The sequence below is a fragment of the Pseudomonas sp. P4_C4 genome, from assembly GCF_056402055.1.
In genome coordinates, this window is the sequence record NZ_JBFUID010000042.1 from 34,226 (window position 1) to 55,786 (window position 21,561).

General features: G+C 51.3%; 21 protein-coding genes and 2 pseudogenes. 3 read left to right on the forward strand and 20 right to left on the reverse strand.

The window, feature by feature from the left end; all coding sequences use genetic code 11:
- Positions 1 to 116: 116 nt before the first annotated feature.
- The 16 genes and pseudogenes from AC1DXW_RS20925 to AC1DXW_RS21000 form a co-directional block, all read right to left on the reverse strand.
- Entirely contained in the window at positions 117 to 1,295 is a 1,179-nt protein-coding gene (locus AC1DXW_RS20925) for a M20 aminoacylase family protein (protein ID WP_477760399.1), read from the reverse strand.
- A 113-nt stretch (positions 1,296 to 1,408) separates the two neighbouring features.
- The gene (locus AC1DXW_RS20930) at positions 1,409 to 1,528 is read right to left on the reverse strand and encodes a hypothetical protein (protein WP_477757070.1); all 120 of its coding nucleotides are present in this window, start codon (positions 1,526 to 1,528) and stop codon (positions 1,409 to 1,411) included.
- A 437-nt stretch (positions 1,529 to 1,965) separates the two neighbouring features.
- Positions 1,966 to 2,751, reverse strand: coding sequence for a methyl-accepting chemotaxis protein (locus tag AC1DXW_RS20935; protein WP_477760409.1), 786 nt, complete (start codon positions 2,749 to 2,751; stop codon positions 1,966 to 1,968).
- A 72-nt stretch (positions 2,752 to 2,823) separates the two neighbouring features.
- Positions 2,824 to 3,855, reverse strand: a pseudogene (locus AC1DXW_RS20940) (HAMP domain-containing protein); the annotation flags it as partial.
- A 117-nt stretch (positions 3,856 to 3,972) separates the two neighbouring features.
- The gene (locus AC1DXW_RS20945; protein WP_477756872.1) at positions 3,973 to 4,470 is read right to left on the reverse strand and encodes an Lrp/AsnC family transcriptional regulator; all 498 of its coding nucleotides are present in this window, start codon (positions 4,468 to 4,470) and stop codon (positions 3,973 to 3,975) included.
- A 12-nt stretch (positions 4,471 to 4,482) separates the two neighbouring features.
- On the reverse strand, positions 4,483 to 5,244 hold the full coding sequence (locus AC1DXW_RS20950; protein ID WP_477760400.1) for an ABC transporter ATP-binding protein: 762 nt from the start codon (positions 5,242 to 5,244) through the stop codon (positions 4,483 to 4,485).
- 103 nt (positions 5,245 to 5,347) lie between these two features.
- Positions 5,348 to 6,058: an ABC transporter permease gene (locus AC1DXW_RS20955; protein WP_064676933.1), complete on the reverse strand. Its 711-nt coding sequence runs from the start codon at positions 6,056 to 6,058 to the stop codon at positions 5,348 to 5,350.
- Positions 6,055 to 6,783, reverse strand: coding sequence for an ABC transporter permease (locus AC1DXW_RS20960; RefSeq protein ID WP_064676932.1), 729 nt, complete (start codon positions 6,781 to 6,783; stop codon positions 6,055 to 6,057). Before AC1DXW_RS20960 ends, AC1DXW_RS20955 begins: the two co-directional genes overlap by 4 nt.
- Before the next feature lie 57 nt (positions 6,784 to 6,840).
- Positions 6,841 to 7,623 carry a transporter substrate-binding domain-containing protein gene (locus AC1DXW_RS20965; RefSeq protein WP_477760401.1) on the reverse strand — a complete coding sequence of 261 codons (783 nt, stop codon included), beginning with the start codon at positions 7,621 to 7,623 and terminating at the stop codon, positions 6,841 to 6,843.
- 462 nt (positions 7,624 to 8,085) lie between these two features.
- Positions 8,086 to 8,403: a DMT family transporter gene (locus tag AC1DXW_RS20970; protein ID WP_477756799.1), complete on the reverse strand. Its 318-nt coding sequence runs from the start codon at positions 8,401 to 8,403 to the stop codon at positions 8,086 to 8,088.
- 209 nt (positions 8,404 to 8,612) lie between these two features.
- A complete protein-coding gene (locus AC1DXW_RS20975; protein ID WP_477760402.1) occupies positions 8,613 to 9,815 on the reverse strand; it encodes a trans-sulfuration enzyme family protein in 1,203 nt (400 codons plus the stop codon).
- A gap of 35 nt (positions 9,816 to 9,850) precedes the next feature.
- Complete coding sequence (locus AC1DXW_RS20980) at positions 9,851 to 11,389, reverse strand: amino acid permease (protein ID WP_477760403.1); 1,539 nt, start codon at positions 11,387 to 11,389, stop codon at positions 9,851 to 9,853.
- A 99-nt stretch (positions 11,390 to 11,488) separates the two neighbouring features.
- A complete protein-coding gene (locus AC1DXW_RS20985; RefSeq protein WP_477760404.1) occupies positions 11,489 to 12,907 on the reverse strand; it encodes an aldehyde dehydrogenase family protein in 1,419 nt (472 codons plus the stop codon).
- A 2-nt stretch (positions 12,908 to 12,909) separates the two neighbouring features.
- Positions 12,910 to 13,959, reverse strand: a complete 1,050-nt coding sequence (locus tag AC1DXW_RS20990) for a homoserine dehydrogenase (protein ID WP_123722605.1) — start codon at positions 13,957 to 13,959, stop codon at positions 12,910 to 12,912.
- Between the two features lie 131 nt (positions 13,960 to 14,090).
- Positions 14,091 to 14,528: an Lrp/AsnC family transcriptional regulator gene (locus tag AC1DXW_RS20995; RefSeq protein ID WP_477756824.1), complete on the reverse strand. Its 438-nt coding sequence runs from the start codon at positions 14,526 to 14,528 to the stop codon at positions 14,091 to 14,093.
- A gap of 14 nt (positions 14,529 to 14,542) precedes the next feature.
- A complete protein-coding gene (locus AC1DXW_RS21000; RefSeq protein ID WP_477760405.1) occupies positions 14,543 to 15,946 on the reverse strand; it encodes a pyridoxal-phosphate dependent enzyme in 1,404 nt (467 codons plus the stop codon).
- A 381-nt stretch (positions 15,947 to 16,327) separates the two neighbouring features.
- Between AC1DXW_RS21000 and AC1DXW_RS21005 the strand changes: the two genes are divergently transcribed.
- Positions 16,328 to 16,810, forward strand: coding sequence for a DinB family protein (locus tag AC1DXW_RS21005; RefSeq protein WP_477757171.1), 483 nt, complete (start codon positions 16,328 to 16,330; stop codon positions 16,808 to 16,810).
- Between the two features lie 358 nt (positions 16,811 to 17,168).
- Here AC1DXW_RS21005 and AC1DXW_RS21010 read toward each other — a convergent pair whose 3' ends face one another.
- The 3 genes from AC1DXW_RS21010 to AC1DXW_RS21020 all read right to left on the reverse strand — a co-directional run bounded on the left by AC1DXW_RS21010 (position 17,169) and on the right by AC1DXW_RS21020 (position 19,786).
- On the reverse strand, positions 17,169 to 17,807 hold the full coding sequence (locus AC1DXW_RS21010) for an FMN-binding negative transcriptional regulator (RefSeq protein WP_477760406.1): 639 nt from the start codon (positions 17,805 to 17,807) through the stop codon (positions 17,169 to 17,171).
- A 151-nt stretch (positions 17,808 to 17,958) separates the two neighbouring features.
- Complete coding sequence (locus AC1DXW_RS21015; RefSeq protein ID WP_477760407.1) at positions 17,959 to 18,852, reverse strand: dihydrodipicolinate synthase family protein; 894 nt, start codon at positions 18,850 to 18,852, stop codon at positions 17,959 to 17,961.
- Positions 18,853 to 19,090: 238 nt separating this feature from the next.
- The gene (locus AC1DXW_RS21020) at positions 19,091 to 19,786 is read right to left on the reverse strand and encodes a B3/B4 domain-containing protein (RefSeq protein ID WP_477760408.1); all 696 of its coding nucleotides are present in this window, start codon (positions 19,784 to 19,786) and stop codon (positions 19,091 to 19,093) included.
- A gap of 45 nt (positions 19,787 to 19,831) precedes the next feature.
- Between AC1DXW_RS21020 and AC1DXW_RS21025 the strand changes: the two genes are divergently transcribed.
- Positions 19,832 to 20,449, forward strand: coding sequence for a helix-turn-helix domain-containing protein (locus AC1DXW_RS21025; RefSeq protein WP_477757027.1), 618 nt, complete (start codon positions 19,832 to 19,834; stop codon positions 20,447 to 20,449).
- Between the two features lie 136 nt (positions 20,450 to 20,585).
- Complete coding sequence (locus tag AC1DXW_RS21030) at positions 20,586 to 21,221, forward strand: LysE family translocator (protein WP_477757059.1); 636 nt, start codon at positions 20,586 to 20,588, stop codon at positions 21,219 to 21,221.
- 53 nt (positions 21,222 to 21,274) lie between these two features.
- On the opposite strand, the pseudogene AC1DXW_RS21035 reads toward AC1DXW_RS21030, so the two are convergent.
- Positions 21,275 to 21,382, reverse strand: a pseudogene (locus AC1DXW_RS21035) (LysR family transcriptional regulator); the annotation flags it as partial.
- Positions 21,383 to 21,561 lie beyond the last annotated feature (179 nt).

The window sequence follows — 21,561 nt, forward strand, 5'->3', positions numbered from 1 at the left end:
GGCAATCCCTGGTTTTCACCAGTGCCGCAATCATTGCGCTGGTGACTGTGCTGCTCCTGTCTCTCACTTACAAATGCTACTGGATCGGGTAAGTACTGCACCTGATCTCAACCAACTCACACCAGAAACTGTTCAACTAACCGAACCCAGTAACTAGCCCCCGTCCCCAGGCAGTCATCGTTGAAGTCGTACCCAGGGTTATGCACCATGCACCCCCCTTCCCCATCACCATTACCGATAAAGAGATAGCTGCCAGGACAATGCTCAAGCATCACTGCAAAATCTTCACTGGCAGCAATAGGTGCCATGTCTTGAATCACCCCCTCTTCACCCAACCAATCAACAGCGACCTGTCGGGCAAACGCAGTAAGCTGAGGATCATTGATCAAGGGTGGCAATGATTCTTCCCTATCAACCTCCACACTGACACTGGCACCGAAGCTAAGCGCCTGAGCTTGGGCAACCTGGACAATCCGCTTGAGAAGGTCGGCACGAACGTTAGGCTTCAAGGCGCGCACACATAGTTGGAGTACTGCATGCCCCGGAATGACATTGGGCGCCTCACCAGAATGAAAGGAGCCCACAGTGATCACCGCCGTCTCCAGAGGATCCGTATTGCGCGACACAATACTCTGCAGAGCCATGACAATTACCCCTCCAGTAAGTATGGGGTCAATGGCTTTATGTGGCATTCCGCCATGCCCGCCCGTACCATCAATTCGAATTTCAACCGTATCGGTGGAGGCCATGAACGGTCCGGCCCGAAAACCCAACTTCCCTACTGGCAACCCAGGCATGTTGTGCATACCGAACAACGCATTACAGGGAAATCGCTCCAGGAGACCATCATCCAGCATTTTCTGAGCGCCCCCATCGCTTTCTTCGGCGGGCTGAAAGATGACCACCAGCGTACCGTCGAACTGCCGGCTGTTGGCTAGGTGCTGCGCGGCAGCCAGCAGCATTGCAGTATGGCCGTCATGACCACAGGCATGCATGGCGCCTGGATGCTGGCTCGCATAAGGCAATCCGGTCTGCTCCTGAATCGGCAGTGCATCCATATCTGCCCGAATACCAATGACCTTACTTCCACAACCTTGCTGCAAACGCCCTACAACACCAGTCCCCCCAAAGCCACGATGCACCTCAAACCCCCACGACTCGAGCTTGGCAGCAACCAGATCTGAGGTTTTGAACTCCTTAAGGCTGAGCTCCGGATAAGCATGAAGCTGACGGCGCAACTCAATCATTTCAGCTTCAATGGCACGGATACCCGGCAGCATGGGTCGAACGGTCATGGACTTCACCTGTTTCATGTAAGGGAGGCTCGCCTGCAAAGTGCGAGGATATAAAGCTCATCAACGTTAAGTGCTGCAAACTCTGCTCAATCACTGGCAGGCAGCTGTATTGTCTAGCGAGTCGTGAAACGCATCATGACGCGCCCACCTCGAGCGAGTTTGTAGCGCACAATGGCAAATACCTGAGCCGTCGCTGGTTGATCTGGGAGGTACGTTTCGCGCCTGCTATACACGGCCAAGAATGTTTCTTGTAGCAAGTCCTCGATATCACTTGGTTGACGCTGAAGTCTATTACGCAGAAATTCACGCGCATGAACACTTAGCTCCGACAAAAACGTGAGATAGGCTTTTCGTTTCCGCCCAGGCCTGCGAGGAACGATGCTTGTAGGTGAATCACCCGATTGAGAAAGGCAGCATTATGTGTAGTTCGTTCCATCGTTAACCCGGGTCACGTAAAGGTCGGATATTGTTGATCGAGTGATTGAATTTTAATGCCTCGAAGTAGTTCGATTTGCTCATGGCTTTTTGAGTTGGCCTCGTTTAAGGCAAGGAGATACATCCGAAACGCGATGCGATTCAGTTTGCTCAATGGGCCCTCAGTATCAAGAACTCAGGGTTCCCACTGAGCAGGAAAAACTATTAATAATCAGCAGCGTTCGATGTATTCAACTTAAGTACGGAAGCTATCCACCAGATGTTTGAGTCGGCTGGCTTGTTGCTCAAGGTCATCACAGGCGAGCAAGGTGGCCAGGAGATTCTCCACGCCTTCTTGGTTGAGGGATTTGATCTCGGTGATGTCCATATTCAACGAGTCGATTACAGCGGTCTGCTCTTCAGTAGCAGTGGCTACAGACTGATTTATGCCATCAATTTCGCCAATACGCTGAGTAACGCTCCCTAGTCGCTCGCCAGCCTGGTTGGCGATAACCACACCTTCATGGCTATAGCGCTCGCTTTCGCTCATAGTGCAAACCGCCTCACGAGCGCCGACCTGAAGCTCCTCAATCATCGTATGAATTTCTTGTGCCGATATCTGAGTGCGGTAGGCAAGACTGCGTACTTCATCCGCCACCACAGCGAAACCGCGACCTGCCTCGCCCGCCCGCGCAGCCTCGATAGCGGCGTTGAGCGCTAGTAGGTTGGTCTGTTCGGAAATGCCCTTGATCACTTCAAGGATCCGACCAATGCTCACCGTCTTACCATTCAGCGTCTCTATGTTGCTGCAGGATGCACGTATTTTTCCTGACAACTCGTTCATGGCGTTGATCGTCTGAGCTACCACTTGCCGGCCACCCTCAGCCTGAAGGCGTGCATCTGACGCCTGAAGTGAGGCATCACCGGCATTACACGCGATTTCCTGAGCGGCTGCACCCAGCTCGTTGATCGCTGCTGCAATGCTGTTGGTGCGATTGGCCTGTTCGTCGGAATTTGCTATGGATGAGCTGGAGGCAAACATCACTCGCTTTGCCACTTCGTTGACTTGTTCGGTCGCTGATGAGACTTCGCGTATTGAATGTTGGATTCGCTCCACGAAAAGGTTGAAGTCGCTGGCCAATTCTCCAAACTCATCTTGAGAATGCACGGCCAAACGTCGGGTCAGGTCCCCCTCCCCCTGGGCTATATCGCGCATGGCTTTGCCCATTAACCTCAGAGGTTGCATCAGTACGCGGATTAGCATGCCCAGTAGAAGCAACGTGATTAGCACGGCAAACAGAGTGGCGAAAATAGCTGAAGCGCGGAAATCGCCTAACGCCTGGTAGGCTTTTTTCTTGTCGATGGACAAACCGATATACCAGTTGACCGAGGGCAGCCCCTTGATCGGCGAGAACATCAGAATATAAGGAACACCCGCCTGCTCAGTCTCACTGAAATGGGTACTGATAGCGGGTGTGTCTTGCGGATAGATATCGATAAGATTTTTCATCACCAAGTCTTTATCCGGGTGAGCAAGTATCTTGCCGTCGGCACTGACCAGGAAGGCATAACCGATGCCGCCCAGATCGAGCGAACTGACAATTTTCGCCAGGGTATCCAAAGTCAGGTCACCACCGACCACACCGAGAGGTTGGTTTCCATGGTGAACCGGAGTAGCGATGGTCATCATCAACTGGCCAGTGGATGCATCCAGGTACGGCTCAGTCAAAGTCGTACCACCAGCTGCCATCGCATCCTTGTACCAAGGCCGGGTACGCGGGTCATAATCGGCGGGCAATTCGTCTTTTGGTCGCATCGCAAAGCTGCCGTCGATACCCCCAAGATAGGTGAAGTTAAATGTTGAAAGCAGCGTCTTCTGTTCCAGCAGGCGCACCACACTGTCCGGCGTATTGTCGTTGGCAACAGTCTGAGCGACGGTGTCTATCAGCAAAACACGTCCAGACAGCCAAGCCTGGACATTGCTTGCAGCAATTTTGCTCATCCCCTCAAGGTGGCTTTCGAGGTTTGTATGTATAGCGTCACGCTGAAAATAATCGTTGTACAGTGTGAATAATGAGAATGCTGCAATGACTACGAGCGATGCGGCGAGCAGAACTTTGTGGCTGAACCTTAAGTGGACAGTCATTGGCAATTTACCCGAGATTAAAAATTTCTGTTTTTATTATTTAACGCCAACGACAGCCGTTCAGGCCTTCACCGGCTCATCTCATGCATAGCCTGCATCTTTTGATACTTTTCACCGCTAGTCGCAGTGTGTGGATGAATGCTTAACTACCGCCAGCTCAGGATAGGCAACTAGTTTTTCGATATACAGCTCCTCATTCTCCAACCAAACTTCCGTAAGTGCACGATAGTGCTTCATGTCCTTGCAGCGCATGCGTAGGCTATAGTCGAACGGGTCACCAATAAGCCGGCACTCCAGGACCTGAGGACAGTTATCTACACATGCTTCGAAGGCTTTTTGTGCAGTGCGCCGATTCTGGCTCGATATAGCGACCAATACCTGTAGGGACAATCCCGGTGAGACCTTTTGCACATCGATGAACGCACCATAACCGCGAATCACCCCTAGCCTCTCCAACTTGCGTACGCGTTGCTGGCAAGGGCTTGCGGTCAGGTGCACAAGTGTTGCTAGTTTCTGGTACGTGATGCGCCCGTCATGGCGTAATACGTCAATGATAGCCTCATCAATACGCCCCAATGTTCGTGAAAAATCGGGATTTTTTTCCTTCCTTTTCATTGTTAACTCTATTCACTTCAGTCCATTAGACAGAAACTGTTGAAGGCGCTCGCTGCGCGGATTATCCAGAATCTCTGCCCCACCCTGCTCCTCGACTCGGCCTTGATGCAGAAACAGTAACTGGCTCGACACCTTGCGGGCAAAGCTCATTTCGTGGGTCACCATGATCATGGTCCGGCCTTCTTCGGCCAGGCCCTGAATCACCTTTAGTACTTCGCCCACCAGTTCCGGATCCAGCGCCGACGTCGGTTCGTCGAACAGCAGAACCTCCGGCTCCATCGCTAATGCTCGTGCAATCGCCACTCGCTGTTGCTGACCGCCAGAGAGAAATGCTGGAAACTGCTCCGCAACACGCGCTGGCAGCCCCACCTTGTCCAGATAACGTCGGGCACGATCTTCAGCATCTTTTTTGCTGACACCCAGCACCCGGCGCGGGGCCATCGTGATGTTTTCCAGAACGGTCATGTGGCCCCACAGATTGAAGTGCTGGAAGACCATGGCTAGACGGGTGCGCAGCCTTTGCAACTCAGAGGCATCGGCCACCTGCATGCCATGATGGTTTTTGACCATGCGAATCTGCTTGCCGTCCAGGCTCATGGCTCCGTCATTGGGTGTTTCGAGAAAGTTGATGCAGCGCAGGAAGGTACTTTTGCCTGACCCACTGGCGCCGATCAAACTGATCACATCACCAGTTTTGGCTTTCAGAGATACGCCCTTGAGTACTTCGTGGTTACCGTAACTCTTGTGCAGTTCTTCAACAGTCAATTTGTACATGTGCGCAATCATCCTCTAAGGGAAAATGTGGCGTCGCTGTGCAGCTGTGACAGCCGGCGACAAAGCCCGAGGCCTAATGAGCGGCCATATGGAGTACCAAGCCCTAATGAGCCGGACCAAGGAAAGCCAACCAACGGCGCTCGGCGATGCGGAATAGTCCGACAAGCGCGAAGGTAACCATCAGGTAAATCAGCGCAGTAATACCGAACGAATGAAAGGTCAGAAAGGTCGCCGAGTTGGCGTCGCGAGCAACTTTCAGAATGTCCGGGACGGTTGCAGTGAAGGCCACGGTGGTCGAATGCAGCATCAGAATTACTTCGTTGCTGTAGTACGGCAACGAGCGACGTAGCGCCGATGGCATGATCACGTAGGCATAGAGCTTCCAACCCGTCAGGCCATAGGCCTTCGCAGCTTCGACTTCGCCATGGGCCATGTTGCGAATTGCTCCGGCGAAAATCTCCGTGGTGTAAGCGCAGGTGTTCAGCGCAAACGCAAGGATGGTGCAGTTCATCGCGTCGCGAAAGAATGCATCGAGCACCGGTTGTGCACGAACTGCAGCCAGGCTGTAGATCCCGGTGTAGCAGATCAGCAACTGGATATAGAGCGGCGTTCCCCGAAACAGGTAGGTGTAGAACTGTACGGGCCAGCGCAGGTAACACTTGGATGAAACCCGGGCAATGGACAACGGGACCGACACCAAAAAGCCGATGAAGATTGAGGCACTGAGCAACCACAAGGTCATGGCCAGCCCCGTGATCTGGTGGCCGTCGCTATAGAGAAAAGGCTTCCAGTAATCTTGCAAGAGTTCGATCATCGTACAGCCTCCCGGGAACCTGCCGCATAACGCCGTTCCAACCAACGCAGGACATAGTTTGAAGTACTGGTAATTACCAAATAAATAAGCGCTGCCAAGACCAGAAAATAGAACAATTGATAGGTGCTTTTACCAGCGTCCTGGGCTGCCTTTACCAAGTCAGCAAGGCCTATGATCGACACCAGTGCAGTGGCTTTGAGGATGACCATCCAGTTATTGCCAATACCCGGTAAAGCAAAACGCATCATTTGCGGGAAGACCACAAAGCGAAAGCGCTGAGTGCGACTTAAGCCATAGGCGGTGGCCGCTTCCACCTGTCCACGGGGCACAGCTAACATCGCCCCGCGAAAGGTCTCAGTGAAATAGGCCCCGTAGATAAACCCCAGCGTGATGATCCCGGCAACAAACGGATTGATCTCTATGTATTCCCAATCCAGTGCCTGCGTGATCCCGGTCAACCAGGTTTGCAGGCTGTAAAAGATCAGTAGCATCAGCACTAGGTCCGGCACCCCGCGAATCAGGGTAGTGTAGAGCTGTGCCGGGATTCGCAGGAGTTTGACACTGGAAAGTTTGGCACTGGCCCCGATAAGACCAAGCAGCACGCTCAACAGCAGCGAGAGTATTGACAACTTGACGGTCATCCAGGCGCCCTCCAGCAACAGAGGACCGAACCCTTTCATGCTGTATGTGGAGAGCCCGAGGGCCTGCAACAGTATTTCGAACATAATTCAGGAACCTATCGCGATAATAAAGCGCCCGCCCCGAGGACGGGCACCGGGGCCTTACTTGCCGCTATAGAGATTCAGATCACCGAAGTGTTTTTTCTGGATTAAGTCATAGGTACCGTCATCGTGTAACGCTTGGATGCCCTTATCCAAAAATGCCTTGAGGTCTTTGTTACCTTTAGAGATACCAATAGCTGTTTTGGCTGGCAGTAACTCGCTGTCAACGGGCTTGCTGACTTCATAACCAGTGCCTTGGGGGGAATTCAAAAAACCCAGCTGAGCTTGCAGCATGTCCTGGATCGCCGCATCGAGGCGACCGGAAACCAGGTCGTAGTAAACCTGATCCTGGTTCTGATAGGCCTGAGTTTTGACACCAGCCTTATCCAGAACCGCTTTGGCATAGGCTTCCTGGATACTTCCTTGCAAATAGCCTACGGTCTTGCCCTTAAGGGAAGTAACCTCTTCGCTCAGACCAGAATTTTTCTTGAACACGTAAGAGGTTGCGCCGGAGAACAGCTCATTTGAGAAGTCGATGACTTTCTCGCGGGCTGGGGTCACCGTCATGGAAGAGAGAATGCCATCGAACTTGTTGGCCTTCAGGCCAGGAATCGTGCCGTCGAAATCGCTCTCGACCCATGTACATTTGACCTTCAATTTGGCACAGATTGCATTACCCAGATCGATATCAAACCCCGCAAGACTACCATCTGCCGCTTTAGACTCGAATGGTGCGTAAGAAGCATCAACGCCAAAACGCAGTTCTTTGTATTCCTTGGCCAGAGCGACATTCGCGCAAAGTGGGAAAAGTGCTAACACGAGGAGCTTTCGAAGCGAAATCATATGAGAATCCCTAGATGTTGTAGTTTGATTAAGGGCAGTTAACGATCTGACGACTTTAACAATTCTTCTTTTGGCAACTACATTTCGGATATAAGCCCCGCAATAGTTGCATTACTGCACGCCCATTTAAGAGCTGTGACAAGCGTTACTCAATCAACGGCAATAGAAATTTAGCTATACACCTCCATTTATTACAAAATCAAGCGAAGCAATTTTATACTCACTCATAATCAAGACCTCATGTCCTTGTACTGGACACCGATAGTACGCCGATGGCTCGCTCATCCAAATATGGCAAACAGATCAATATTATGAGCAAACTGCTCGTAACAGAGAGCAATCTGCTTGACTGAAAACCTGTTTTGCAAAGGTAAACAAAAAATCAGCGCATGAAATCCCTCAGGAAATGCTGAGGCGTCACTCCAACCCTTATAATTTATTTTCTAACCGAAACAGAAAAAATCAAGCTGAAGCCAGCTTCATCATTACAAGACCGCTGACAATTAAGACAGCTGCGACAACTCGCATAAGGCTCGCAGGTTCGCCTAGAAGGATGATACCCACTGCAAACGCGCCAACAGCACCAATGCCAGTCCAAATTGTATAGGCAGTACCAAGTGGTAGACTTTTCATGGAAAATGATAGGAGAGCAAAACTTGCCATTACCAATACCAAGGTAACAACAGTCGGCCCAAGCTTGGTCATACCTTCAGATTGCTTCATGGAGAAAGCCCAAACAACTTCAAGTATCCCTGCAAAAATTAAACATATCCAAGCCATGATAAGCCTCCATTGAAAGATCCGTCACAACCAAGACGAATACAACCTACATGTATTGGGGCCGCGCCCCTGAAAATAAAAATAATGGATCGGGCTCTTAAAAAAGCCCCCGCTGGTACGGGGGCAAAGGAGGGTTACCGACCAGACCATATTTTGAGCAATGCCGTACATCCAACGCTAAAGGTGCCACCAATTTTTTGGCGTTCAGATCATTTGAATGTCTCGTCCAAGGCCAGGGAAATATCTTTGATCAAATCGTCCGGATCTTCGAGCCCCACCGAGAACCGAAGGTGACCGTAGGTACGGAACTCTTCAGGGTACTTGTCAAAGCCGCCTCGGCCTTCCGCACCCACATGAACGATGAGGGACTCATCGTGCCCGAGGGATACTGCAGAAGTGATGATGCGCAGATTCGAAACGAACCGATTCTGAGTATCTGGATCGCCCTTTACTGCAAAAGCCATCATCGCCCCATATCCCTTGCCTGCGAATTGCCGACGGGCTAGTTCATGCTGCGGGTGGGACGGAAGCCCCGGATAGTAGATATAGGCTATACGATCATCCGAATTGAGAAACTCAGCCAATTTTTCAGCCGTATTTAGAAGTTGTTTCAGACGCAGAGGCAGCGTGACTGAACCGCGCATTATCATCCAGGCGTTAAATGGAGAGATGGTCGCGCCGAGGTCAACAAGAGCGTCATTCTTGATCTTGGTAATCATCTGAGTGGAACCGATAACCACCCCGCCCATGGCATCACCATGGCCATTGATATACTTCGTCAGAGAGTGGACGACCAGGTCGACCCCGTGCTGACTGGCACGGAAAAACGGAGGTGGAGTGAAAGTAGCATCGACGGAAATCAGTGCCCCGTGTGCATGGGCAATTTCAGCCAGCGCAGCGATATCTGCAACCTTAGTGGTTGGATTAGCAATCGTCTCGGTATGGATCAGTTTGGTATTAGGGCGGATCGCTTGGCGAACAGCCTCTAGGTCACCTACGTCGACAAATGTGGCTTCAATGCCATAACGCTCAGGCAAAAGCTCCGCGAAAAGACGCCATACAGCCTGATACGTAATATCACTGACAATGACGTGGTCACCGCTTTTCAAGAAAGAGAAAAACACTGAATGCAAAGCGGCTACGCCGGTAGCAAATACAACCGCAGCCTCGCAGCCTTCTAGTGCAGCAAGTTTCTTTTCAAGGCATACCTGGTTATGCCCCTGGTTCCGCGTGTACACAAGGCCGTCTGGGCTGGACCAGTCCATCGTGGCCGGATCTTCAGGCAAGAGATAAGAGTTAGCCATCACCAGCGGAGTGCGAACAGCACCAGTAGTGATGTCGGTTACGTTACCACCATGAACTGCGAGTGTAGCCGCCGAAAGTGTGGACAGATTCTTTTTATCAGGACGCATGTCTATTTCCTCCAAAGTTACTTTTTTGTTGGGTGTCATTGATTCTGAAGTTGAGTGAAAGCAGGATGATTGGCCTGATCTGCTCGGACCAATTCTTGATCTTCATCAAAGACCAATTCGCCAATTTCAATCGCACGAACACGGCCGCGAACCATGTACCAACCAGCAACAAGAGCGGCGGCATAAAACGGAAGAGATGCAATAGAGTACGTACCTACGGGATAATCCAATGCGATAAGAACCAGAACCAAACCGAAGAACACTAAAGTGGCGTAACCACTGTAAGGTGCAAACGGCATTCGGAACGCCGGACGCTCCAGATTACCTTGCTGGGAGTATTTGAAGAGCTTGATCTGACACAGGACGATTGTTGACCACGAACCGATCAACATAACGGCAGTGAGTGTCAGCGCGATTTCAAAGGCTTCCCCCGGAACAATGGCGTTAAGTACGACACCAATTAGTGAAGCAACGGTCGTCAGCATGATGCCAGCGAACGGAACACCTTGACGGTTCATCTTGGCCAGGAAGCTAGGGGCTGATCCGTTGATTGCCAGCGAACGAAGCACCCGGCCAGTGGAGTAAATGCCAGCGTTCAGAGAAGACACGGCCGCGGTAATCAAGACCATGTTCATAATCGCGTCTGCACCCTTGATCCCCAGCGAGCCGAAGAAAGTCACAAACGGGCTTACCCCCGCCGAGTACGCTGTGTGGGGGAGCAGCATTGCCAACAGCAATACAGAACCAACGTAAAAAACAATAATGCGGAAAACAACTGCCCGAATTGCTTTCGGCATGACTGTAGCAACGTCTTGGGCTTCGCCAGCTGCAGTACCAACCAACTCCACACTGCCATACGCAAATATCACCCCCTGGATCATGATTACGGCGGGCAAAAGGCCTGATGGGAACCAACCGCCATTGTCAGAAATCAGTTTGAACCCGACCTCATGGCCTGGCAGCGGAGTGCCGAACAACACCATGTAAATGCCGATCCCAAGGAAGGTCGTTAATGCAGCCACCTTGATCAGGGCAAACCAGAATTCAAGTTCACCAAAAATTTTTACCGAGACAAGGTTAATCGCAGTAACAAAACCCAATGCTCCCAGTGCCAAGGACCATTGAGGGATGTCGCCCATGAAAGGGACATAGGCTTTGAAGAAATTCAGGTAGAGCGCTGTAGCTGTGAGATCTGCAATGGCAACCATTACCCAGTCAGTCCAGTACATCCATCCCACGGCAAAAGCCCATTTCTCACCGTAGAACTCTCGAGCATAGGAGACGAACGAGCCCGAGGATGGGCGATACATCACCAGTTCGCCCATAGCCCGAATGATGAACCACGCAAAAAAGCCACAGATTGCATAGACAAACACAAGCGAGGGTCCGGCTTCAGCGAGTCGTGCGCCTGCGCCCATGAATAGACCACTTCCGATTGCCCCCCCTATGGCAATCATCTGAACCTGGCGAGGCTTGAGCACCTTTTGATAGCCCGCATCTTCTGCGCTGAAGTCTCTCTTTCGAGTTGCACCAGATGATGGCACGCGTGTGGGATTAAGATCATTCACACTCATTTTGTTACCTTTTATTGTTGTATTGGGCAAGGCTCTACCGACCAGAAGAGCCTTGCCGAGGACCAGATTTAATCCTAGGGATTCACATCGATCCTTTAATCAACTTCCGCCAACACCGTTTAAGCAGATCACTTTTGGTTGCGTCATATCTTCATACGCAAAACGCACACCTTCACGCCCCATGCTGCCGTATTTGGAACCACCAAATGGCATTGCATCAAAACGATAGTCAGATGAGTCATTAATCATGACGCCGCCGGCTTCGAGTCGTTTAGCTGCTTTCATGGCGACATTCAAATTGCTGGTGAAAATACCCGCATGCAAACTGTATTCTGGTTCATTAGCCAGTGTCAGCGCCTCATCAAGCGAGGCCACGCGTTGAAGAATGACAACCGGACTAAATACTTCCTCACACCAAACTTTACAGCTTTGGCTAACATTCTCCAGGACCGTCGGAGAGTAAAGCGAGCCTTGGCGTACATTACCAAATAACAGGTTACCCCCTTTATCCATTGCCTCGATAACTACTTCTTCAGTGCGTTTTGCAGCAGCTTCAGTAATCATTGGCCCAACATCCGTGCTTTCGTCAGCAGGATTTCCCACGACTAAAGCACTTGTCTTCACAACGAATTTCTTTTTGAACTCTTCATATATTGTCTCTTCAACAAGAATTCGTTGGGTACCGATACAATTTTGCCCGGCAGCCCAAAAAGCGCCTGATACACAGGACTCAACGGCTTCATTCAGATCACAATCGCCCATGACGATAACCGGGGCATTGCCCCCCAAATCCATCGCCAGTTTTTTAAGGCCTGCATTGCGAGAGATCTGCTCACCGGTAACAAAACCGCCCGTGAAGGAAACCATACGTACCGCTCTATGAGCGACCAGTGCCTTGCCCAGCGCAGCCCCCCCAGTTGCAATGGACACGATCGCAGGAGGGAGACCCGCAGCGTTCAGGCAGGCCACCAGCTTAATGGCAGATAACGGAGAGAGCTCAGAGGGTTTGAGTACAACAGCATTACCGCCAGCGATCGCAGGCCCCAACTTGTGAGCGACCAAGTTGAGTGGGTCGTTGTATGGGGTAATTGCAACAATTACACCCAAAGGCTCCCGAGTAAACCATCCCTGACGGGACTCAGATCCTACATAGGAGTCAAACGGAATCACTTCGCCAGCATTACGCTTGGCCTCCTCAGCGGACAGTTTCAGCGTATTGACGCAGCGTAAAACCTCCTTTCTCGCCTGCTTGATCGTTTTTCCCGACTCGGCAACAATCAGACTGGCAAACGCCTCCTTGTCGCTCTCGACCAAAGCAGCGGTTTTTTCCAGTATGCGAGCACGTTCGTGCCTTGGAAGTTCTTTGGCAATCAGCGCACCAAGCTTCGCCGTATCAATGATCGCAGTGGCAAATGAAGCGGGTATGTCCGTCACCTCTCCAACTGCAGCGCCATCATACGGACTCAAAACTGTTATGGCTTTATAATCAACAGCGAGCGAAAGACTCAAGCTATTCATGATCACTTACCTATCTTAGTTTTGTTCTTGTGAATGCTGACGATATCCGAGAGTAAGGCGAATGCTGTTTCAAACCGACCTGCACCCGCTCCGACAACCGTTACCGGACCCAGAACATTTGTATTAAATGTAATTGCATTCGTTGCACCACTCACACCGGCCAGTGCGTCCCCCTGAGGCAACAATTGAGGACTAACAGATGCAGTGATGGAGCCATTGCTCATTTTTTCCGCGCTGCCAATTAGTTTCCACCGGGCATTGGCTTTCGTTGCTTCGGCGATATCTTTTGACGTGATCCCCGAGATGCCTTTGCAAAGGACATCGCTCGGAGTCAACTTCGCCCCCAGAAGCTCATTCGCCAAAATGACTACTTTAAGACGAACATCATGCCCTTCCACGTCTGCGGTGGGGTCAGCTTCTGCGTAACCGAGTTCCTGAGCCTTGGCGACTGCATCAGAGAAGTCGAGACCTTCTTCCATGCTAGAAAGTACGAAATTGGACGTACCATTCAAGATGCCCTTAAACCCGCTGATTTCCGAGCCGGCCAGCGACTCTTTAGCCAGACGAATGACGGGGGTGCCGCTCATTACCGAGCCTTCAAACTCGAATTGGGCACCGGTGCTTCTGGCCAATGCTTTCAAGCTTTCAGCGTGCAACGCCACCGGCCCTTTGTTGGTGGTGACCACACTGATACCTTTTTCCAGAGCCCAGCGACAGAACGTCGTAGCTGGCTCTCCGTCTACAGGGTTGGTGAACGTCGCCTCGGCGATAAGATCGGCCCCCGAGAAACGGATAACCGTCTCATTGGCAGGCTCAGCACTGCCCGCTGGCAATGTTCTAAACCCCCCTTTTACAGCAGGAACTGCGGCCAATTCGTGGGCATCCAACCCGTTCTTGTTGATGATGGAGCCAAAGTAAAGATCACTGACACCAACAATTTTTAGCTTAAAACCAAATTCATTAGCCCAGTGCTCATTCTTATCTGCAATGAGCTGCGTCAACGCCCGGTTTACACCACCAAAACCAAGCAAAGCAATTTTATATTCAGTCACGACATGGGCCTCATTGTTATGTTTTCGGTACTGAAATACTAAACTGCAGCAGTGCTCATACGAATATGGCAAACCGATCATTGTTGCGAGCAAAATGCTCGCAGGAGAGAGCATTTTGATTTCCTAGCAACCTACTTCGTGCAAGACAATACAAAAGACGTAACCGTATTCAGAACTCCTGGCAACGTGGATATGTCGCTCCAGACCCGATGAATACAATCCGAACTTGCCGCTTCAACTGTCACTACAATATCCAGGTCACCACTCATTACATTGCAGGAATCGACCTCAGGCATTGAGACAATTGAACGCACTACTTCAGCACCACGCATTCGGTCTTTTCGATACACAAAAATAAGGGCATTAATTGGCGCAACCTCGGAAGGTGGCCCACCTTTGATTATGGTATAACCCCTGATATATCCGTCCCGCTCCAACCGTTCAATCCTGAGCCTGACAGCATTCCTAGACAAATTAACTTTCATGGCAATGTCGTTATGCGCAAGTCGAGCATTACGAGTAAGCTCTTCCAGTATTTTTTCATCCGTCTTATCTAAAACGCGCTTCATCTCTAACTCCAGGATTATAGCGAGCGAGACTTCGTGTCTTGGGATATCGTCTTGATGAGTTCCGTAAGGATGCCAACATCATTGGAAATTGAAATGCATTCGTCATTAGAGAAGGGGTGAGCACTCACCACACTCATTGGAGATTGAACATCGGCTTCAGCCAGAACTGAGGCAGAGCTTGAAGGATGCGTCGTGGCCAAGCAGATCATTGGTGTCAGTAAGCTACGCCTGTTAATTCGCGCAGCTCGTAATCCAATCGCGGTATTGGGACTGATCAAGTAACCACTTTTAACAAAGACTTCATGAATACAGGAAAATGCCTCTGCATCCTCTACCGCCAAAGAATCAAATAGCTTTCGCGCCTCTAACCACTCATCCTGTTCCAGTTGAATTTGGCCATCCGTCTCTAGTAGCTCCATATTTCTAGCCACTTTATCACTGCACCTATTGAGAATACTCCATTGCAGCCGCTCGAAATTAGAGGCTAACGACACATTCATGCAAGGCGTGTTGGTAATACGAATCTCATTACGCCTATAGAGGTTAGACTGAAGAAAGTTATGCAAACCCGCGTTGGTATTCGTTGCTACAATGAGTTGCCTGATGGGTAACCCCATTTCCCTTGCAATACAGCCTGCATAGAGAGCACCAAAATTTCCGGTAGGCACACTGAACGCCACCTCTCTTTTAGGCGCACCTAATTGAAGCGACGAGTAGAAGTAGAAGGACAGATGCGCCAGCACCCTCACCCAATTCACCGAATTGAAAGATATTAATTGTTGACCTGTTTCGTTAATGCCTCTGTGAAATTTTTCGCACAGCTGATGACAATCGGCGTAATCACCCTCAACCAAAATACTTATAACATTTTCTTCGGCAGCGCCTAATAAGCGACGCCGATGCTCATCTGTTATTCCTCTGGAAGGATGCAGAACAATCACAGTCACACCTTCCATGCCATTGAAGGCTTTGATGGCCGCGACACCCGTGTCTCCACCAGTGCAACCAACGACAAGCGCTTTCTTTCCGGACTTTAGTAAAGAGTACTCAACCAGACGAGACATCAATTGGAGACCGAAGTCTTGATAGACCCCTGCCGGACCATGGAATAGTTCTAATACCCACTCATTGGTAGCCGTCTGATAGAGCGGCGCAACAGCCATACTTTTAAAACGGTCAAATGTCTCCTCAAGAATTCGAGACAGTTCATTTTGAGGGATATAGTCACCTAGGAACGGCTCGATTACATGACGTGCCAGTTCGTGAAATGGTAGCCATTCAAGCTTCAGGAGATCATCGCTTTTGAAGCGAGGAACCTTGCTAGGAACGAAAAGCCCACCATCCGGTGCGTACGCCCCCATGAGGACCTCGCTGAACTCGAATTCTTTACCAGGCGTCCGTGTGCTGACGTACTTCATGATTTGAGACACCCTCTCGCCTTTTCTGAGCCTTCCACCCGTAAGGCGGTGCCCTGCTGAAATTCAGTGCTGCAGTGAGCCTTTCCTGTGCAATGTGAGGCCTTCTTCTGAAGCGTTGAGCGAGATCATCGTCATCTGCAAACGCAGATGGTGAGGAGTCGCACATCGCCCACGCCAGGCCAATCACCCATCACTCAGCTACCACATGGCCACTTTCGTCGCTTGCCGTTCAAGCTACCAACTATTGACTAAAAAAGTCAATATAGTGACTATCCCATCTATCCGACCGGGCACGGCTATCCCCCTGCGGAAAGGAGCCCTATCCGCATCCCCATCAGAAGGTCCAGGGCAGCCAGAAAATTAGAAATCCAGGAGAACGCCATGGGTGCCACGAACCTTCTTCATTCGCTTTACAAATACAAGGCATGGTCTGAGGAGGAACTGTTCAAGTGCTTGAAAGCCCCCGCGGCAAAAAAATTTCCAACGGAAATGGAGGAAGCACTCTACTGGCTAGCCCATATCAATATTGTTGACCAGCTGTTCATTGCCAGACTGCAGGGAAAACCGGATGAATTTGACTCCATCCTGACCGAACAGAAACAAGACCTGGGTCGACTGGAAGAGTGCTTTTCTTCAGCGAATCAATGGTTTGTGAACTACACCCAGTCGATCACTACAATCGAACTGTCTGATCCGGTTGCGTTTATTTTCAAGGATGGAAAACCAGGCAACATGACGAAAGAGCAGGTTCTTGCACACGTGCTATCACACGGATTGCAGCATCGAGGAAGTGTGGCGACTATCTTGCCTCGTGAGCTACTGCTGGATCACAAGGACCATTTCACAACGTTTTTGAAGCTCTAGGCACTGATGGGCCGCCCCATGTATGGCAATGATACGTAATAGGAAATCTTTCGATGATCCGCATACCCGATCAAGCATCAGTTGCCCCCAATATGACGAGCGCTGGATGCATAAAAGGAACCTGAGACAATTCCGCTCAAATGTCGAACGAGGTTTCGGTGTGATTCAAACTGAGTAAGCCGGCCTGCCGGCCCGAAGCAGCGATCTCAAAAAAATGCCTCAGCAAGCCACCTTCTGCTGAGGCGTCCTCACTGCAAATAAAATTCATAAGTGCCGACGATTTTTATGAGGAGCGTGTCACGAATAGAAATGCTCCTTTATTTCAGTAGACGCCTTTTTGTAAGTGGGAAGGAAGATGCTAAATGTCGTTATTATCAGCGCACTCAAGCATGGCTAATCCAATTCCTCGCTCATTACGCGAGACCAAAGCATCGCCAGCACCTCGGATATCACGGGCTTCCTCATCCTGACCGATCTTGAATTTCCCCACCAGCCTCGTGATTTCGATCTCGACCCCTACAATTTTTTTCAGCATGGCATCTATGTACTCCTTGGGACTATCGGTCATTTTCCAAGGTGTGGGCTGAGTTGCTTCATGAGACTTGGTCAGCTTTGCTACGACACGACGCACGTACTGTGCATCATCGTGAAACGTCACACGACCAAATGCGTGCACGACCCGGTAGTTCCAAGTGGGGACTTGCTGATGGAAATCCTGTTTGCTCGGATACCATTGCGGCGATATATACGCATCTTGAGCTCGAAATATCACCAACACCTCGCTGCCCTGGGCGACTTCATGCCATAGGGGATTATTCCGCGCCACATGCGCCTGCAGCACCCCAAGCGCTCCGCTGCGGAGTACAAGTTCAAAAGGTAGGTGATTGGCGTCAATCCCATCACCCGAACAAGTGACAAGTGACCCAAGCGGATTTCGCATAATGACTTCTTGCAAAACGCCAACACGAGACTCTTCGAACTGAGGGGGGATGTACATTCACTTTGCTCCTATAACTGATCTGCTCGCTCAACATTGGGGCCACTGCGCCGGTCAAAGCCGACTCAACATCGGCCCTACCGCGCCTGCTGAGCTGTATCATTGTAAAGATGCAGCTTGGCGTTTCGGATGCGTTCGCAGCACTTACTGCTCAGCTCAGTTCGAGCTCGTCGATCACCGCAGCAATTTGCTGACGCCCTGCTCCACTTATGGTTCTGAGTGGCAATGGCACGCTCGGAGAGTGGGTGAATCCACGAAGCTCGGCCGCCGTTGCAACAACGCGGAAGCTTCCCCCAAATTGTGTAAAGAGGGCCCATAGATGCTTCAAAGATTCGGAAAGGCGAGTCGCTTCTTTGGCGTTACCCGACAACGCAGCACGCGTGATTGCCAGGGCCGTTTTTGGGAACAAGCCCCCAATGACGGAGTACCAGACCTCACAGCCTGCATTCAATCCAGTAGCAGCAAATGCATCCCCGCTTACCCCGATCGTTACGTGCTCCGGAATCAGTGCCCGAAGGCGATCGACTCGTGCCCTGGCCTGATCTGGTGCTTCGGGAACGCCAGGGATCTTGATCGAGTGCACATTCGGCAGGCGGGCAATACGCCCGTGAAGCTCATCAGTAAATTCGAAATGGGTGGTGCCGGGGTTGTCATAGACGCATAGCGGGACGGAGATGTTGGCGATGACCGTTTCGTACAGCGAAAAAACATCTTCAGCTGATAGCTTCTGATAGGAAACGGGGGGCAGCAACAATGCTTTGACTCCCGCCTTTTGCGCATCTTCTGCCAGCAACAGCACATCACGTGTACGCAGCGATCCTATGCTTACCATGACGGGAACATTCCCGGCTGCCTCTACTGCCAACTGCGTGACTCGTGAGCGTTCAATCCGAGAAAGGTACACATAGTTTCCTGTAGATCCGAGCGCACCGATAGAATCCACTTTCGCAGCCACCAGTTGCTCCACAAGGCGAGCAAATGCTCCTTCATCCACACCCCGCTCATTCATTGGCGTCAAAGGAAATGCACTAAGACCGGTAAACATAGTTCAGGACTCCATTGTGTGATTCTGCAATTAGATGACCACAGGACGGACTCCGAAGCATACATCGCTCAGTAATCGACTCCATGCACCATGGAGATTTCTTCGATTCAGCTGCAGGCTTTTCCAAAGTGATGTGGGGGGCATGATTGCCACCGATAAAAAAGGCTGCGTGCGAGGCGAGATTGGACATAACCCCGTATGCATCCCCACAAGCAGCCCGTACCCTCTCGCTTATTTACTAATTGGCACCTGGACCGATAAGCACACTCTCAATCTGAGCGCCTGGCATCATCAGTTGCAGGCCTTCTATCAGCTTGTCACCTGCTTCAGTCAATGCTTCGAGCGGCATTGTCGGCAGACTTTCCAGAATGAACCACATGTGCTTCGCATCTGCACTGAGCCGCGTTCTAACACCCTGACGCCAATTCCAACGACGGCAAGTCACCCCTTTATCGTCCCGCCAAACAACTTCGCCGGCATCAGGATATTCGTGGGCTGGAGCACCTTCTTTCATGGTGTCGAAAGGTTCCGATCCATCTGCAACAGCGAGTCGCGGCGAGCCCACATAGGCTTCGACGTTCTCACCGCCGACAGGAACTGCGTATTCAATGCTGATGGCGTTATAGAGATCAACCACTGGATCGATACTCGGCAGACTGCCGTCACGCAGGACCCGTTTGCGAAGAGCTTCAGCTGAGCAAGGGGTGCGCYGCGGCTTGGCACCGAATTTTCGGAAGAGATCCGCCCAAGCGGTCAGGTGAGCGTCTGCCCACAGTGCACCACCCGCCGTGACTGATTGACAGGCTCGAGCCAAAGCGTCCTTGCCAATATCTGGATTGGCGATTGGTGCAGCTTCGACCACAATGCTGAGCGCTCTGAACTCAGGTGCCAAATTGATTACGTCTTGGTCGATTGACGGCAGTACGGACAGCATCAGAGAATCCCTTTAATCCTAAATTTCACTTCATACTAGCGATCAATGACCAAAATAGTCAATATACCGACCAACACCGGGGCCGACGTTCAAACCGTTAGCGAGGCAGTTTCCCGTAGGCTCAAACAGGAACGGAAGAAGCGGAAAATCACTCTCGACGAGCTTTCCCGTCGCTCCGGTGTCAGCAAGGGCATGGTGGTCGAGATAGAGAAATGCACGGCTAACCCAAGCATCGCGATCCTGTGCAAAATCGCTGCTGCTTTGGGCCTTTCAGTTGCTGATGTCGTAAACGTGTCCGACGCCCCATCAGCCCACCTCATCGAAAGCAAGGATATTCCCACACTCTGGACAGGAAACATGGGAGGGACGGCTCGGCTCCTGGCTGGAACCAGTGGTCCGAACATGATTGAGCTTTGGCGCTGGGAAATGTTTCCCGGCGAAAACTTTGCCTCCTCAGGGCACCCTCACGGCACAACTGAGCTACTTCACGTGGAGAAAGGGACACTCCACTTCATAGTAGGAGATACCGAACTGAGCGTTTCTGCGGGTTGCTCAGCCGTAGCAAAAACAGATGTACCTCATGCCTACTCGAATAAAGGCAAATCAAAACTGATATTCACCATGTCTGTAACGGAGATCCACCAATCCGGGCGTGAAATTTAACGTTCAGACAGCATCGCGCTGAAGCTTACAGAGGAGTCCGCCGGGTTGGCTCTTGTGGTCGGCCATCATCGCCCCGTCATAGGGCTCCTAATAACAGAGCCGCTGACTGGCATAGAACTTCGTTAAGGGGCTTTTAATGTCATTTGATTACCACCATCTCTTCCTCGTATTCACGGCCTATATTGTTGGAGCCGCGAGTCCTGGACCGAGCAACATGCGAATAATGGGCGTCGCGATGAACCAAGGCAGGCAGCCCGCGCTCCTGCTAGCGGCAGGTGTGATCAGTGGTTCGATTTTCTGGGGATCGATGGCAGCCACGGGCGTCTCAGCCATCCTGGCGCAGTATGCGCAGGCGCTAGGTGTCTTAAAAACAGTTGGCGGTGCTTACCTGCTCTTCCTTGCCATCAAAGCAGGCCGCTCTGCTCTAACGTCCAATGAGCGGCTCGAAAAAGAGATAGCGGCCGCGCCAAAAGTCTCGGGCTTCAGTCTTTATCAGCGCGGCTTGTTCATGCATCTCACAAACCCTAAGGCGCTGCTCGGCTGGATCGCTACCATGACCCTTGGCTTGGGTCCGCACGCTTCGCCAAAAACGGTCGGGATTATCCTGGCCGGTTGCGCCGTGCTTAGCGTCACTATCTTCTGTGGCTATGCGATCGTCTTCTCCACCGCGCCCATGATTCGGGGATATCGCCGAGCACGCCGATGGATCGAAGGTACCCTGGCGCTAGTTTTCGGAGCAGCTGGAGTAAAGCTGATGTTCTCCAACTCCTAGCCCGGGTCTGGGCTGTTTATGCATGTAGAGTCTATCGATTGTGTAAGCCACTTGACCGCGCCTTGGGTAACGTTAAGACCCAGCGCCGTCTGGCTGAAACTGTGATGCCGTGCGACTTCTTCTAAGACTCGCAGCATGTTGAGCGAGGGCAGTTGACGCATGAAAGGATGACTCCGCACCGGCCTCCGTTGTTACGTGGGGCAGGTTTATTGTTTTTCTTGGGGTAGTGATTGTTCTGTAGGGCCTATCTGACTATCAGTGGATGGGCTGATGTAAGTGTTGTTTGGGCTGACGAATTCGCGAGCGGGCTCGCTCCCACAGGTTATGCGCTAAACCTGTG